The organism is Pseudomonas gingeri, from assembly GCF_013385425.1.
GTDB classification, from domain to species: Bacteria; Pseudomonadota; Gammaproteobacteria; order Pseudomonadales; family Pseudomonadaceae; genus Aquipseudomonas; species Aquipseudomonas gingeri_D.
In genome coordinates this window covers 429,682-444,753 of sequence record NZ_JACAQA010000004.1, presented here as the reverse complement: position 1 = coordinate 444,753, position 15,072 = coordinate 429,682, and the positions used below count along the sequence as shown (strand labels likewise).

Sequence of the window (15,072 nt, the reverse complement as noted above, 5' to 3'; positions counted from 1 at the left end):
GCGGCTCTCCCGCGCACGATTTGATGCGAACGGCATTTAATGAATGAAACGTCTTACTTTTCTGACAGGTGCAATACAAAAGATTCGTAAGGTTTCAGCGACAGATATCGGCTACGCGGCACGTCGTCGATGTAGTTGCCGATCACCAGACGCTGGCTCTGGCCGTCGATGAAAACGCCTTCGGGCAACGCCATTTCGCAAGGCTCGGCATAGAAGTTGTTCACCACCAACAGTCGCTCGCCCTGCCCTTCCCGCACATAGGCCCAGACCCGTGGATGATCGGGCAACAACTGGCGGTAGACGCCGTCCACCATCAGCGCTTCGCTGCGCCGCAAACCGACCAGGTCGCGGTAGTGATGCAGCACCGAGCCGGCATCGTCGAACTGCTTGTCGACGTTGATCCAGGCCGCATTCGGCGGCACATCGATCCAGGGTTGGGCCGTGCTGAAACCGGCATTCGGCTGCGCATTCCATTGCATCGGCGTGCGACTGTTGTCGCGGGATTTCTGCATGATCGCCGCCATGCTCCGGGCTTCGGACTCGCCGGCCTCGCGCTTGAGCCGGTAGATGTTCAGGGTCTCGACATCGCGGTACTGCTCGATGGACTCGAAGCCCGGATTGGTCATGCCCAGCTCTTCGCCTTGATAGATGTACGGCGTGCCCTGGAGGAAATGCAACGCGGTGGCGAGCATCTTCGCCGACACGTCCCGGTATTCACCGTCATGACCGAAGCGCGAGACCACCCGCGGCTGGTCGTGGTTACACCAGAACAGCGCATTCCAGCCACCACCGGCCTGCATGCCGGTCTGCCAGTCGGAGAGGATGCGCTTGAGTTCGAGGAAATCGAAATCGGCGCGAACCCATTTCTCCATGTTCGGATAATCGACCTTCAGGTGATGGAAATTGAAGGTCATCGACAGCTCGCGGGACTGCGGATGCGAATAGCGGATGCAGTGCGCAAGGCTGGTGGAGGACATTTCGCCGACATTGATCAGGTCATGGCCTTCGAAGACTTCGCGATGCATTTCCTGCAGGTAATCGTGCACGTTCGGACCGTCGGTGTAGAAACGGCGGCCGTCGCTGGCGTCCTCGGGAAAGTCGGCGGGCTTGGAGATCAGGTTGATCACATCCAGGCGGAAACCACCGACACCCTTGTCGCGCCAGAAGCGCATCATCTTGAACACTTCCTGGCGTACCTGGGGATTGTCCCAGTTCAGGTCGGCCTGGGTGTGGTCGAACAGGTGCAGGTAATACTGGCCGGTCTGGGCCTCGTACTCCCAGGCATTGCCGCCGAACTTCGACTCCCAGTTGTTCGGCTGGTCGCGCCAGATGTAGAAGTCCCGGTACGGGTTGTCGAGGCTGCTGCGGGCCTGGCGGAACCATTCGTGCTCGATGGAGGTGTGGTTGACCACGATATCGAGCATCAGCGTGATGCCACGCTTGCCGGCTTCGGCGATCAGCAGGTCGCAGTCGGCCATGGTCCCGTAGCTCGGGTCGATGGCGTAGTAGTCGCTTATGTCGTAGCCGTTGTCACGCTGCGGCGAACGCAGGAACGGCGTGATCCACAGGCAATCGACGCCCAGCCACTTGAGGTAGTCGAGCTTGTCGACCACCCCCAGCAGATCGCCGGTGGCCTGGCCTGAGTGGCTGTAGAAACTTTTCGGGTAGATCTGGTAGATCACCGAACGCTGCCAGTCTTGCATGGGGATTCCTTGGTAGTGCCAGTGGTAGCTGTGTGGTGTTTTGCGGCGTCAGCGCGAGCACCCTCGCGCTGACGCTGCCGGATCAGGCGACGCGGTAGCCGGGCCGGACGATTTTCAGGCTCAACCCGCAGGTCAGCACGAACGGCACGACCATGGCGATGACCATGCCGACGATAAACATCGGGATGTATTGCGGAATAATCGAGATAAAGCCCGGCAGGCCACCCACGCCGATGGCCGAGGCCTGGACCTTGTTCAGCGAGAGGAAGATGCTGCCCAGCGCCGAACCGATCAGCGCGGCATAGAACGGAAACTTGTAGCGCAGGTTGACGCCGAACATCGCCGGCTCCGTGATGCCGAAGTAGGCGGAGATCGCCGAGGTCGACGCCATGCTGCGGTCCCGTGCATTGCGGCTCATGTAGAACACCGCCAGTGCCGCGCTGCCCTGGGCCAGGTTGGACATGACGATCATCGGCCAGATAAAGGTGCCGCCCTGGGTGGCGATCAGTTGCAGGTCCACCGCGAGGAACATGTGGTGCATGCCAGTGATCACCAGTGGCGCGTAGAGCAGGCCGAAGATCGCGCCGCCGAGCACCGGGGCCACATCGAACAGCATGACCACGCCTTCGGTGATCAGGATGCCCAGGTGACGGGTCACCGGGCCGATGACCGCCAGGGCCAGCACGCCGGTCACGACGATGGTGGTAATCGGCACCACCAGCAGTTGAATGGCATTCGGCACCCGCGCCCGCAGCCATTTCTCGATGACGCTCATGACATAGGCGGCCATCAGGATCGGCAGGATCTGCCCTTGGTAGCCAACCTTCTCGATCCGGAACCAGCCGAAGATGTTGAAGTACGGCAGGCTCTGGCCGTCCAGGCCGGCGACCGCCTTGCCGTAGTTCCAGGCATTGAGCAGGTCGGGGTGCACCAGCATCAGGCCGAGCACGATGCCGAGGATTTCACTGCCGCCAAACCGCTTGGCCGCCGACCAGCCGACCAGGGCCGGGAGGAACACGAAGGAGGTGTTGGCCATCAGGTTGATCAGGCTCCACACACCATCCAGGGACGGATAGGCCTCCAGCAGGGTCTTGCCGTCGATGAACATGCCCTTGGCGCCCATGAGGTTGTTCACCCCCATCAGCAGGCCGGCAATGATCAGCGCCGGCAGGATCGGCATGAACACATCGGAGAACACCCGCACCAGACGCTGTACCGCGTTGATCTTGTCGGCGCTCTTCTGCTTGACGTCGGCGATGGTCGAGGCGGCCAGCCCGGTGATTTCGCGCAAGGCGGCGTAGACCCGCTCCACTTCCCCCGGACCGATGACGATCTGGAACAAGCCGCCGGTGAAGAAGGTGCCTTTCACCAGGTCGATATTGGACAACGCGGCCTTGTCGACCAGGCTCGGGTCCTTGAGGGCCAGACGCAGACGGGTGACACAGTGAGCGGCCTGCTCGAGGTTTTCAGCGCCACCGAGGCCTTGCAGCAGCTCGCGGGCGATATTCGGATAGTCGTGGCTCATGCTTTTCTTCCACTGTTTCTTGTTATTGGAGGGTGTTGGCAGCACACAGGAATGAAAAATACTCGTCTGTACGAGTTAAAGCAATAACTCGTACAGACGAGTTATGGATTTATCGGTAAAAGATCCGACAAATGGACAAAGTTTCGGCCTGCCCTTAAGGTTCAGGATCACAGCACATAGCGTCGGCTACCCTGTTGGCGAGTACTTTCGATCCAGAGCGACCAGCATGAGCAAATACAACCAGATCTACAGTGATCTGCTTGCCAGCATTACCACAGAGCAATTGGAAAAAGGCGCCCGACTGCCGTCGGAAACCGAACTGATGGACAGCTACCAGGCCAGCCGCGGCACCGTGCGCAAGGCCATCGAGCAACTGCAGGAACGCGGTTTCGCCCAGAAGATCCATGGCAAGGGCACCTTCGTGCTGTCACGCAGCCCGATCGAGTTTCAATTGGGCGGCATCGTCAGTTTCCAGGAGGCCCACTCCAGTCTTGGCAGCAATATTGGCACCGAAGTGGTGGAGTTCAGCGAGATCGCCCTTGAGGGCTCGCTTCAGGAACGCCTGGATGCCGAACCGGGCAGTTCGGTGATTCGCATCAAGCGGGTGCGGCGGATCGACGGCAAGCGGATCATCCTCGACATCAACTATTTCGTCGCCGACCTGATCCCCGGCCTGACCCGGGAGATCGCCGAACAGTCGATCTATGCCTATATCGAGAAAACCCTGCAACTGAGCATCAGCTTTGCCCAGCGCACCATCGAGGCGGCCCGTTGCAGCCGGGACGATGTGCTGCACCTGGACCTGGATGGGGCCAGCCATGTGATCGTGGTGAAGAACCAGACGTTTTTGCAGGACGGCCGGCAGTTCGAATACACCGAGTCGCGGCACACCCTGGACAAGTTCTACTTTTCGGATGTGGCAAGACGCTGAGCCGTTGATGACGGGGAATTCATGACACCAGCGCCATCCACTCGGGGTTGACCACGCCGAGCTTGCTGGTGGCTTTGGTGAGATTGATGTCCTGGGCCGCCCGCGCGGTTTCAATCATAAGAGGCTCAAGGTCATATCCCCGACCTTCGAGCCAGCCCAGGACTTCCGCCAGGTGCCAGACGGAAGCGCTGCCTTCGTGGACCGCCAACGGAAATGACGCGCCATGACTGAGCATGAGCTTGCGCATGTTCTGCCGCGAAACACCGACGATATCGGCGATATCTGAAAGGCCGACCAGATCCGGCACGACCTCGATAAGTCGGGCATCGGGGATAGCGCGCTTGACGTCCTGCAAAGCGCTAAGCAATGCCTGAGCGGCGCTGTCGGCATCCCGGGAGAACTTCAGCGCCAGCCTTCCAGGGATTCCGCAGCCGATCAGTGAGTCATCGCAACCGCACTCAAACAAGAGCTCAATCAATACATCCGGATCGTTGTTCTGCTCCGAGAGCTGGTACCTCAGGGTGAATTCATACTCCATGGTTCTACTCCTTGGGAGAAGCGATCAGGGGATCGCCATTAGCGTGGTTGATGACACAACCATCAACCACCCGCTGCAAATTGCGGGCATGACTGATCAGGTCACGCGGCGTACTCCATATGCTGGTGATACAGTGATCCTGGCAACGGCACAGCCCACTGTTAAGCGGGCAGTACATCCTGCCCCAGGCATGCGAACCACCTACTTTGATTCGCCAGCCAAATTCCTCTGCATAACGCAGTACGTTCTCGATCTCCTTGATCGGGTGTCTTGTTCTAGCCATCCATAGCCTCCAGTCTTGCGCCACGCGCAATGGTTGTCAACTGACAACCAAATCCATTTGTCGACAAAAAATGACACTCCCGGCACTTCAGTTCAGTGCCGGTTTCTTGAGTGTAGGGAGGGATGGCGTCGAGGCTCAGCGAGGTATTTACGAGGTGTTGCGAGGGCTGGATGAACGCTTCAAACCGCATCCCAATAAGGAGGGCTCCCAAATGCCTCACGAAGCCAGTCCGCCAGCGCCCTGAGCTTCGCCGAGGGGCGCTGACCGTCAGGATGTGCGATATAGATGAACTCCTGCTCAGCCTCTATGCCGATATCGATCTTCACCAGGGAGCCGGCCTTGAGAGCCTCGCCGACAATGAACTGCGGCAGCAAGGTAATGCCCAGACCGGCCACCGCCGCATCCCGCATCAGGTCCCCATTGTTGAGCACCAAATCGGACCGGCCATGGACGATGAGGGTGTGTCCTTGCTGCATGAAACGCCAATCCGCACCACCGCGATTCGAGTAGAAAATACCTCGATGCCCTTCCAGCTCAGCAGGGGTGGTCGGTTTGCCATTGCGCGTCAGGTATTCCGGCGACGCGACAAGGACACGCCGGCTGGTGGCCAACGTCCAGGCCACAAGATAGCGGTCCTGGATCACGCCGTGCCGCACGATGGCGTCAAACCCGTCAGCGGAGGGGTCCACCCGACGATCATTCAAATCCAGCGTGATCTGTATATCCGGGTGCTGCGCCATAAAGGGGTACAAGGCCGGCCCAAGATGCATTCGCCCAAATGTCACAGGAGCCGAGATCCGCAGCGAGCCGGAAAGCGTATCCCGGCGCTTGGACATGGCGGCTGACGCCTCCTCGACCTCCTTTACGATTCGGATTGCGCGCCGCAGAAACTCATGCCCGTCTTCAGTCACTGAAATCTTGCGGGTCGTTCTCTGCAGCAGGCGGGTGCCCAGTTCTTTTTCGAGCTCGGCAATTCGATCGCTCACCACGGATCGGGATACACGGAGCCTGAGAGCGGCCTCAGTCAGGGACTTGCATTCGGCGACCATCACAAAGGTCGCAATTCCATCGAGCTTCATGATTGTTCGGTTTTTCCGAAATCCTGATCAGGAATTCGAAGGCTACTCCTTCGAATTGCCCGGGGCCACACTGGCGTCACTCCCTCGGGCTAACAGTGATTGCCAAGTGGCCATCCCCGCAGGGTCAGGAGTCCATCATGCTCAAATACTTTGCCGCGACTGCGATCGCATTGGCTCTGGCCCTGCCGGCAGCCGCCGAAGTCCGGCCATTCCCCAAGTCCTTCCACGCCCAAGAGATTCAAGCCAACGGCGCGACCCTCCATGTCGTGACTGGCGGACAAGGCTCAGCGGTCGTACTGATCCACGGCTTTGGCGACACTGGCGATATGTGGTCTCCGTTGGCGGCCGAGTTGGCCAAGACCCATACCGTGGTCGTACCCGACCTGCGTGGCATGGGGCTGTCGTCTCATCCTGAAGGGGGTTACGACAAATGGAACCAGGCGGCGGATATCCGCGCCGTGCTGGGCAAGCTGGGGATCGACCATGCCGCGATAGTCGGGCATGACATCGGCACCATGGTCGCCTACGCCTATGCTGCTCGCTACCCGGACAAAACTGATCGCCTGGTCGTGATGGATGCCCCGGTACCGGGTATCCCACCGTGGGATCAGATCGTACGGATGCCTGCGCTGTGGCATTTCAATTTCGGTGGGAAGGATGCCGAACGCCTGGTTGCTGGTCGCGAACGCATTTATCTGGATCGATTCTGGAACGAGTTCGCTGGCAATCCCGCGAAAATCGACGAAGCGACCCGCCAGCACTACACCCGGTTCTATGCTCGCCCAGGTGCAATGCATTCGGCATTCGCGCAGTTCCTGAGTATCAACCAGGACGCGGAGCAGAACCAGAAGGTGATGGGCAACAAGCTGAACATGCCGGTGCTGGCAATAGGGGGCGCCAAGTCCTTTGGCGCGAACGAAGCCATCGTGATGCGCAATGCCGCCACCGATGTCACCGAGGTGGTGATTCCCGATGCGGGTCACTGGCTGATGGAAGAGGCGCCGGTGCCGACGATTGCGGCGATCAGAGGCTTTATCAAGTAAGGCCTTTGCCTCTCACCCGATGGGAACCCATTTTCAAAGAGATAACGCGCGCGCCTCAAACCTCGCAGCGGCACGCTTGATCCGACGAGCCTTCTCCTGGCGAACTATTAGGATTTTCCTAATAGTTGCGTCAGCCTGGATTTCCCTCTCGGGATAGCATGTTGTAAAAATCAGCAGACGCGCCGCTCTGCCATCAGGCCACGCCGTTGAATCACCGCGAAGACATCATTGACGTCCTGCAACAGGATTCGACTGATGTTGGCGATAGAAGCAATGTCGCGTGGATCGCTGTCATTCAAGCTACAACAAGAAAAAAGACTCAGGATATTACCCAAGGCACCGATGCGCTCGCTGACGCAGGCATGCAGGTCGACCAAGGGCGCATGGCTATCGAGAAACGAAATGGGTGGCAACTGTGCGCGGGTTCGCAGACCGGTAATTCCAACCATAAACCCGGCAGACCCGAAGGTCTCCCACGCACAGTCGCCATGGAAGCTTATTGGAGGCGAGAGAAAACGCCAACAACAGGCTTGCGGCGCTGCTGGTTAGAATGTGTACGGACTGCGAAATCCGTTCGCTGATTTAGCAGCGAAGCACAGACTATAAGCGCCTATCAGCTCACCAGGCGATCAGAGTAATGAGTGCAATTTTGTCGGAGTGTGATGCCTCCAAAGACCATCAGACTTGAATCCCCGAAGCATCCGAGCACAAATGAAAATGCCAGTCAGCGTGACTGACTGGCATTGGGCTAAAGCGCCTATTCTTCACCCCACTGACGCGAGGATGAAGCCATCATTCCCACTCAATCGTCGCCGGCGGCTTGCTCGACACGTCGTAGGTAACGCGGGAGATGCCTTCGATTTCGTTGATGATCCGGCCGCTGACGGTTTCCAGCAGCTCGTACGGCAGGTGCGCCCAACGGGCGGTCATGAAGTCGATGGTTTCCACCGCACGCAGGGCCACGACCCAGGCGTAACGACGGCCATCACCGACCACACCCACCGATTTCACCGGCTGGAACACCACGAACGCCTGGCTGACCTTGTGGTACCAGTCGGCCTTGCGCAGTTCTTCGATAAAGATATGGTCGGCGCGACGCAGCAGGTCGGCGTATTCCTTCTTCACTTCACCGAGAATCCGCACGCCCAGGCCCGGGCCCGGGAACGGGTGGCGGTAGACCATGTCGTACGGCAGGCCGAGCTCCAGGCCAAGGCGACGGACCTCGTCCTTGAACAGCTCGCGCAGCGGCTCGACCAGCTTGAGGTTCATCTCTTCCGGCAGGCCACCGACGTTGTGGTGGGACTTGATCACGTGGGCCTTGCCGCTTTTCGCGCCAGCCGACTCGATCACGTCCGGGTAGATGGTGCCCTGGGCCAGGTACTTGATGTTGTCCAGTTTGTTGGACTGGGCATCAAACACGTCGATGAAGGTGCGACCGATGATCTTGCGCTTCTTCTCCGGATCGGACTCGCCGGCCAGGTTGTTCAGGAACTGCTCTTCGGCGTTGGCGCGGATCACCTTGACGCCCATGTTCTCGGCGAACATGGCCATCACTTGCTCGCCTTCGTGCAGGCGCAGCAGGCCGTTGTCGACGAAGACGCAGGTCAGCTGGTCGCCGATGGCCTTGTGCAGCAACGCCGCAACCACCGAGGAGTCAACACCGCCGGACAGGCCCAGCAGGACGTTGTCGGTGCCGACCTGGGCACGGACGCTGGCGATGGCGTCTTCAGCGATTTTCGATGGCGTCCACAGTGCTTCGCAGCCGCAGATATCGAGGATGAAGCGCGACAGGATGCGACCGCCCTGCTTGGTGTGGGTCACTTCCGGGTGGAACTGCACGCCGTAGTAACGCAGGTCGTCGTTGAACATGCCGGCAATCGGGCAGCTCGGAGTGCTGGCCAGGATGTGGAAGTCTTCCGGCATCCGGGTGACCTTGTCGCCGTGGCTCATCCAGACGTCGAGGCCGAACAGGCCGTCGGCGTCGACGTGGTCTTCGATACCCTCGAGCAGGAGGCTCTTGCCGACCACATCAACGCGGGCATAACCGAATTCACGCAGCTCGGAACCTTCGACCTTGCCGCCCATTTGCTCGGCCATGGTCTGCATGCCGTAGCAGATACCGAAGACCGGAACGCCCAGGTCAAACACGGCTTGCGGGCAGCGAGGGCTGTTGGCTTCGTGCACGGACTCGGGACCGCCGGCGAGGATGACGCCTTTTGGAGCGAATTCGCGAATCGCTTCGTCGTCCATGTCGAACGGATGCAGTTCGCAGTACACGCCGATTTCACGCACGCGGCGGGCAATCAGCTGGGTGTACTGGGAACCGAAGTCGAGGATCAGGATGCGGTGGGCGTGAATGTCGAGGGCCATGAGTCATTCTCGTCAGTGAAGTCAGAAACAACACGGGGCTGTCATCAACAGCCCCGGTTCAAATTCGTCAATCGCCTCCCGACCTCGGCCAGGAGGCGATCACTATCAACCTACGCGATAGTTTGGAGCTTCCTTGGTGATCTGCACGTCGTGAACGTGAGATTCGGCCATGCCGGCGCCGGTGATACGCACGAATTCAGGCTTGGTGCGCATTTCTTCGATATCGGCGCTACCGGTGTAGCCCATCGAGGAGCGCAGGCCGCCCATCAGTTGATGGACGATGGCGCTCAGGCTGCCCTTGTAGGGGACGCGCCCTTCGATGCCTTCCGGTACCAGCTTCTCGGCACCCGCGGAGGAGTCCTGGAAGTAGCGGTCGGAAGAACCCTGGGACTGCGACATCGCACCCAGCGAACCCATGCCGCGATAAGCCTTGTAGGAACGGCCCTGGAACAGTTCGATTTCGCCCGGCGCCTCTTCGGTGCCGGCGAACATCGAGCCCATCATCACGCAGGAAGCACCGGCCACGATGGCCTTGGACAGGTCACCGGAGAAACGGATGCCGCCGTCGGCGATCAAGGGTACGCCAGTGCCTTCAAGGGCGGCGGCGACGTTGGCGATGGCACTGATTTGCGGTACGCCGACACCGGCGACGATACGGGTGGTGCAGATCGAGCCAGGGCCGATACCGACCTTGACCGCATCCGCGCCCGCTTCGGCCAGTGCCTTGGCGGCAGCGCCGGTGGCGATGTTGCCGCCGATCACCTGGACCTCAGGGAAGTTCTGCTTGACCCAGCGCACGCGGTCGATCACGCCCTTGGAGTGACCGTGGGCGGTGTCGACCACCACCACGTCGACACCGGCATGGACCAGTGCGGCCACACGATCGGCGGTGTCTTTACCGGTGCCGACCGCGGCGCCGACACGCAGACGACCCTGGTCGTCCTTGCTGGCCAGCGGGTAGGCCTTGGATTTTTCGATGTCCTTGACGGTCATCATGCCCTTGAGGGCGAACTTGTCGTCGACGATCAGGACTTTTTCCAGACGGTGCTTGTGCAGCAACTCGCGGACTTCGTTCTTGTTCGCGCCTTCACGGACAGTGACCAGACGCTCTTTGGGCGTCATCACTTCGCGAACCGGGACATCCATGCGGGTTTCGAAACGCACGTCACGGGAGGTGACGATACCGACCAGGTCGCCGTCATGCAGCACCGGCACGCCGGAGATGTTGTGCATGCGGGTCAGTTCGAGCAGTTCACGCACCGTGGCATCGGCCTCGATGGTGATCGGGTCCTTGACCACGCCGGCTTCGAACTTCTTGACCTTGCGCACTTCGGCAGCTTGCTGCTCGATGGTCATGTTCTTGTGGATGATACCGATACCGCCTTCCTGGGCCATGGCAATGGCCAGACGGGCTTCGGTCACGGTATCCATGGCGGCGGAAACCAGCGGAATATTCAGCTCGATGCCACGGGTAAGGCGGGTCTTGAGACTGACTTCGTTAGGGAGTACCTCGGAATAACCGGGCACTAGGAGAATGTCGTCGAAGGTCAGAGCTTCTTGGCTGATACGCAGCATCGCGGGGGCTCCCGAGCGGGAAAATGGAAGCGCGCCATTATACTCAGATGACCCCCTGGGCTCAATGTAAACCTTGGCTTATTTAAAGCTCCACTTTTACCCAGGCCACCGGCTGATCCAGCCAGTCGGCGAACTCGTCGAGAAAGCTCTGCTTGAAGCCGGCTTCGGCCCAGTTGTTGAAGATAAATCCGAGGTTGGAAAAAGCGCACTCCTGCAGGAACAGAAAGCCGTTGATATCGTCTTCATGGCCGCACAGCGGGCAGATAAAGTTCTCGGTGCGCCCCGGCATCCACTCTTCGAGGCTGTCGAACAACGCCTCGCCGACTTCCTTGCGGCACTCGGCGCAGCCCGCCTCTTCGAGAAAGCCCTTGGCCGGGGTATAGATGCAGCGCTTGGTGACGATCTCCAGACCGTTGATCGGCTCATTGAACGGCAGCGCATCCGGGTGCAGGACCACGCTGGCGGCGCCCGGGGCGATGGCATGGGCCATGCGGTTGCCGGTGCGACCGCAGGTGCTCAGTTGCTCCTCGATGATGTTCTTGCGCACCAGCCAGCGCACGACGGCCCGGGCCCGGGGTTCATGGACCGGCAAGGTGGAAATCTTCGGGACGATGATGCTTTGCGAATTCATGGGGACGGCCTGGAGCGTTTGCGACCCGGCAGCTTAATCCCTGAAACCCCGAGGTCAAGTGCTGAAGTAACGGGTGATCAGGGCAATTCCACTGGCCAGCACCAACCAGGTCACCAGGCGCACGAAGGCCTCACGCGATAGCCGGCGGGTCAAACGCCTGCCGATCCAGAGACCCAGCGCCATTGCCGGCAGCAAACAGACCGCCAACATCAATAAGGGTAGCTCGGCATAGACCCCGGCGATCACGAATAGCGACAGACGCACCACCGTGCTGCAACTGATCAACGCACTTTGGGTGGCGCGGGCCGCGTCCTTGGGCAAGCGGCTGTTGAGGTAGATCGCGTAAAGAAAGCCGCCGCTGCCAAACAGCGCGCCGAACATTCCGCCCACCGTGCCCATGGGCACCGCCCAACCCGCCGCCAGTTGGGTCGGTCGCGCCTTGACCAACAGGCTGTAGACCGCATAGGCGCTGATAAACAAGCCCATCAGCAGCAACAGGATGTCGGACTTGAGGTTCAACAGGAAGATCACCCCCAGGGTGCAGCCCACCGCCATGCACGGCAGCAACCGCAGCAACTCGGGTTTGGCGACATCCTTGCGCGAAGGCAGCAGATTGCCAAAGGCCGCGACGAAATCCAGCAGCACCAGCAAGGGCACGATTTTCGACAGCGGCATAAACAGGATCAGGATCGGCCCCGCCACCAGCGCCGTGCCAAAACCGGCCACGCCGAAAACGATATAGGCCAAGGCCACGCCCAGCTCCACCACCAGCCAATCGGTGGCACTGAACGGCCACTGGTTCAATAGGGCAACAAGACTCATGAAGAACACTTCCACAATGGGTTCGATTGACTTTAGCCAGTGGCGAGCCTTGCGACTAATATATTCAAAGCCCGCCACCCATCTCGAAAAGGCATGACTCGTGATTTCCACCCGCCAACTGCGCTACTTCGTTGAAATCGCCGAATCCGGCAGTTTCAGCGCCGCCGCCGAACGCCTGTTTATCGCGCAGTCGGCCTTGAGCCGGCAGATCAAGGAACTGGAAAATCATTTGCAGACGCCCTTGTTCGAACGTACGGCGCGCCAGCCAAGACTGACCGCGGCAGGCGAGGCGTTTTATCCGCGGGCAAGAAATCTGTTGAGCGAACTGAACAAGGCCAGCGAGTTGGCGACCCAGGTGGGCAAAGGACAACTGGGAACCTTGCGTCTGAGTCATTCCAGCACGGTGCCGATGAGCGGTCGATTGCTACGGGCAATCAGTCATTTTCTGGAGCAGAGTCCGGGGGCGTCGATGGATATCGTCAAGCTGTCCTCCGAAGCCCAACTCGAAGAACTGGCCGAGGGGCGACTGGACATCGGCCTGCTGCGCCTGCCGGTACTGCGCCAGCGCGAGGGTGTGCAGATCCTGCCGCTGTTCAGCGAGCGCCTGCTGCTGGCGGTGCCGCCGAATCATCCGTTGGCGGGCTCGACCGAGGGCATCGACCTGGCGGTGCTGAAGGACGAAGCCTTTATTTCCATTCCGCATCCGCAGCGGGGTGGCTTGAGTTATCTCTCGGCCGAGCTGTGCATGCGCCAGGGTTTCTTTCCCCGGGCGGCGCGGGTGGTGTCGCGCAAGACCACTCAATTGCAGTTGATCCAGGCTGGGTTCGGTATTGCGCTGCTGCCCGAGTCGATGCGGGACATCGCACCGACGAATATCCATTTCCTGCCCCTCAAGGACCCGGATTGTCAGAGCACCCTGGCCTTGGCCTGCCGCCAGGAGCCGACGCCGCTGGTGGCGCAGTTTGTCGAGAGGTTCAGCGAAGATCTGCGACGCCCTTGAAAACACCGCGAAACTCATAGGAGCAGGGCTTGTGTGGGAGCGGAGCTTGCCCGCGAAGCTTTTAGCGCCCTCGCGGCCGCCTTCGCGAGCAAGCTCTGCTCCCACATTAGATTCGGGCAGGAGACAAAATCTGCGTTCGACGACATAACGTAGAGATTGCCGGTCGAATGCCTTTATCATGCCCCCCATGATTAAAGATCCCTTTTCACGCCTGGGCCTCGACCGCGAAGTCCTCACTGTCAGCCAGCTCAACGGCCGCGCCCGGGTGCTGCTCGAAGATGTGTTCAGCAATATCTGGGTCGAAGGCGAAATCTCCAACCTCGCCCGCCCGGCATCCGGCCATATCTATTTCACCCTCAAGGACAGCGGCGCCCAGGTGCGTTGCGCACTGTTCCGGCAGAACGCCGCCCGGGTGCGCCAGGCGCTGAAGGACGGTTTGGCGGTCAAGGTCCGGGGCAAGGTCTCGCTGTTCGAAGGCCGTGGCGACTACCAACTGATCCTCGACACCGTGGAGCCGGCCGGCGATGGCGCCCTGCGCCTGGCCTTCGATGCCCTGAAGGAAAAGCTCAGCGCCGAAGGCCTGTTCAGCGCCGAGCGCAAGGTCCCGTTGCCCGCCCATCCGCAACGCATCGGCATTATCAGTTCGCCCACCGGTGCGGTGATCCGCGACATTATCAGTGTCTTTCGCCGCCGAGCTCCGCAGGTCGAACTGACGCTGATCCCCACCGCCGTGCAGGGCCGCGAAGCCATCACGCAAATCGTCCGGGCGCTGAAGCTGGCCGATGCCAAGGGCTTCGACGCGCTGATCCTGGCCCGTGGCGGCGGCTCGCTGGAAGACCTCTGGTGCTTCAACGAAGAAGCCGTGGCCCGGGCGGTGGACGCCTGTATCACGCCCATCGTCAGCGCCATCGGCCATGAAACCGATGTGTCCATCAGCGATTTTGTCGCCGACGTCCGCGCCCCCACTCCCTCCGCCGCCGCAGAACTGCTGGCCCCGGACTCCAGCGACCTGCAACGCCGGGTCGAGAGCCTGCACCGCCGCCTGGTGATGCGTATCCGCGACCGCCTGATGCGCGACCGCCTGCGTCTCGACGGCCTGGCCCGACGCCTGCGCCACCCCGGTGAACGCCTGCGCCAGCAGGCCCAGCGCCTGGATGACCTGGACATGCGCATGCGCCGGGCGTTCGAGCGCCAGCTCAATACCCGCCGGGAAAAACTGATCCGCCTGGAAACCCGCCTCGCCGGGCAACATCCGGGGCGGCAACTGGCGCTTCTGCGTCAACGCCTGGACAGTCTCTCCGAACGCCTGCCCCGAGCCATGCGCGAGGGCCTGAAAGCCCGGCGCCTGCAACTGCAAAGCCAGATGCAGACACTTCATGTAGTAAGTCCCCTGGCCACACTCGGCCGTGGCTACAGTATCCTGCTGGACGAACGTGGCCAGGCGATCCGCAGTGCCGAGCAGACCCACACCGGCCAACGCCTCAAGGCGAAACTCGGTGAAGGGGAATTGCAGGTGCGGGTCGAGGACAATCACCTGACGCCCGTCACCCTTTCTTTACTGGACTGATTTTC

13 protein-coding genes are annotated in these 15,072 nt (G+C 60.5%); 4 read left to right on the top strand and 9 right to left on the bottom strand.

Annotated features, from left to right (window positions below; translation table 11 throughout):
- Positions 1-53: 53 nt before the first annotated feature.
- Both treC and treP read right to left on the bottom strand, forming a co-directional pair.
- Positions 54-1,703, bottom strand: coding sequence for an alpha,alpha-phosphotrehalase (gene treC / locus HX830_RS07635; RefSeq protein WP_177099582.1), 1,650 nt, complete (start codon positions 1,701-1,703; stop codon positions 54-56).
- Positions 1,704-1,785: 82 nt separating this feature from the next.
- The gene (treP, locus tag HX830_RS07630) at positions 1,786-3,228 is read right to left on the bottom strand and encodes a PTS system trehalose-specific EIIBC component (RefSeq protein WP_152740953.1); all 1,443 of its coding nucleotides are present in this window, start codon (positions 3,226-3,228) and stop codon (positions 1,786-1,788) included.
- Between the two features lie 226 nt (positions 3,229-3,454).
- Here treP and treR point away from each other — a divergent pair, with 226 nt between their 5' ends.
- Positions 3,455-4,159: a trehalose operon repressor gene (treR, locus tag HX830_RS07625; protein WP_152740954.1), complete on the top strand. Its 705-nt coding sequence runs from the start codon at positions 3,455-3,457 to the stop codon at positions 4,157-4,159.
- Positions 4,160-4,178: 19 nt separating this feature from the next.
- On the opposite strand, the gene HX830_RS07620 is transcribed toward treR, so the two are convergent.
- On the bottom strand, positions 4,179-4,697 hold the full coding sequence (locus HX830_RS07620) for a helix-turn-helix transcriptional regulator (RefSeq protein WP_177099580.1): 519 nt from the start codon (positions 4,695-4,697) through the stop codon (positions 4,179-4,181).
- Positions 4,698-5,159: 462 nt separating this feature from the next.
- Complete coding sequence (locus tag HX830_RS07615) at positions 5,160-6,059, bottom strand: LysR family transcriptional regulator (protein ID WP_218171218.1); 900 nt, start codon at positions 6,057-6,059, stop codon at positions 5,160-5,162.
- Between the two features lie 137 nt (positions 6,060-6,196).
- Here HX830_RS07615 and HX830_RS07610 point away from each other — a divergent pair, with 137 nt between their 5' ends.
- Entirely contained in the window at positions 6,197-7,102 is a 906-nt protein-coding gene (locus tag HX830_RS07610) for an alpha/beta fold hydrolase (protein ID WP_177099578.1), read from the top strand.
- Between the two features lie 170 nt (positions 7,103-7,272).
- Here HX830_RS07610 and HX830_RS07605 read toward each other — a convergent pair whose 3' ends face one another.
- The 5 genes from HX830_RS07605 to HX830_RS07585 form a co-directional block, all read right to left on the bottom strand.
- Entirely contained in the window at positions 7,273-7,551 is a 279-nt protein-coding gene (locus HX830_RS07605; protein ID WP_177099576.1) for a fructose-bisphosphate aldolase, read from the bottom strand.
- A gap of 343 nt (positions 7,552-7,894) precedes the next feature.
- Complete coding sequence (guaA, locus tag HX830_RS07600; RefSeq protein ID WP_103498526.1) at positions 7,895-9,472, bottom strand: glutamine-hydrolyzing GMP synthase; 1,578 nt, start codon at positions 9,470-9,472, stop codon at positions 7,895-7,897.
- Positions 9,473-9,577: 105 nt separating this feature from the next.
- Entirely contained in the window at positions 9,578-11,047 is a 1,470-nt protein-coding gene (guaB, locus tag HX830_RS07595) for an IMP dehydrogenase (RefSeq protein ID WP_103498527.1), read from the bottom strand.
- 82 nt (positions 11,048-11,129) lie between these two features.
- The gene (locus HX830_RS07590) at positions 11,130-11,678 is read right to left on the bottom strand and encodes a sugar ABC transporter ATPase (RefSeq protein WP_103498528.1); all 549 of its coding nucleotides are present in this window, start codon (positions 11,676-11,678) and stop codon (positions 11,130-11,132) included.
- 54 nt (positions 11,679-11,732) lie between these two features.
- Complete coding sequence (locus tag HX830_RS07585) at positions 11,733-12,500, bottom strand: sulfite exporter TauE/SafE family protein (RefSeq protein ID WP_177099574.1); 768 nt, start codon at positions 12,498-12,500, stop codon at positions 11,733-11,735.
- A 100-nt stretch (positions 12,501-12,600) separates the two neighbouring features.
- Here HX830_RS07585 and HX830_RS07580 point away from each other — a divergent pair, with 100 nt between their 5' ends.
- Positions 12,601-13,500: a LysR substrate-binding domain-containing protein gene (locus HX830_RS07580; protein WP_177099573.1), complete on the top strand. Its 900-nt coding sequence runs from the start codon at positions 12,601-12,603 to the stop codon at positions 13,498-13,500.
- A gap of 187 nt (positions 13,501-13,687) precedes the next feature.
- Positions 13,688-15,067, top strand: a complete 1,380-nt coding sequence (xseA, locus tag HX830_RS07575) for an exodeoxyribonuclease VII large subunit (RefSeq protein WP_152740962.1) — start codon at positions 13,688-13,690, stop codon at positions 15,065-15,067.
- The last annotated feature ends 5 nt before the right edge of the window (positions 15,068-15,072 follow it).

Excerpts from the sequence above, each read along its gene's own strand:
- treP (WP_152740953.1), bottom strand. The coding sequence starts at position 3,228 with ATGAGCCACGACTATCCGAATATCGCCCGCGAGCTGCTGCAAGGCCTC.
- HX830_RS07605 (WP_177099576.1), bottom strand. The coding sequence starts at position 7,551 with ATGGTTGGAATTACCGGTCTGCGAACCCGCGCACAGTTGCCACCCATT.
- HX830_RS07585 (WP_177099574.1), bottom strand. The coding sequence starts at position 12,500 with ATGAGTCTTGTTGCCCTATTGAACCAGTGGCCGTTCAGTGCCACCGAT.
- guaA (WP_103498526.1), bottom strand. The coding sequence starts at position 9,472 with ATGGCCCTCGACATTCACGCCCACCGCATCCTGATCCTCGACTTCGGT.
- treC (WP_177099582.1), bottom strand. The coding sequence starts at position 1,703 with ATGCAAGACTGGCAGCGTTCGGTGATCTACCAGATCTACCCGAAAAGT.
- xseA (WP_152740962.1), top strand. The coding sequence starts at position 13,688 with ATGATTAAAGATCCCTTTTCACGCCTGGGCCTCGACCGCGAAGTCCTC.
- HX830_RS07610 (WP_177099578.1), top strand. The coding sequence starts at position 6,197 with ATGCTCAAATACTTTGCCGCGACTGCGATCGCATTGGCTCTGGCCCTG.
- HX830_RS07615 (WP_218171218.1), bottom strand. The coding sequence starts at position 6,059 with ATGAAGCTCGATGGAATTGCGACCTTTGTGATGGTCGCCGAATGCAAG.
- HX830_RS07590 (WP_103498528.1), bottom strand. The coding sequence starts at position 11,678 with ATGAATTCGCAAAGCATCATCGTCCCGAAGATTTCCACCTTGCCGGTC.
- guaB (WP_103498527.1), bottom strand. The coding sequence starts at position 11,047 with ATGCTGCGTATCAGCCAAGAAGCTCTGACCTTCGACGACATTCTCCTA.
- HX830_RS07620 (WP_177099580.1), bottom strand. The coding sequence starts at position 4,697 with ATGGAGTATGAATTCACCCTGAGGTACCAGCTCTCGGAGCAGAACAAC.
- treR (WP_152740954.1), top strand. The coding sequence starts at position 3,455 with ATGAGCAAATACAACCAGATCTACAGTGATCTGCTTGCCAGCATTACC.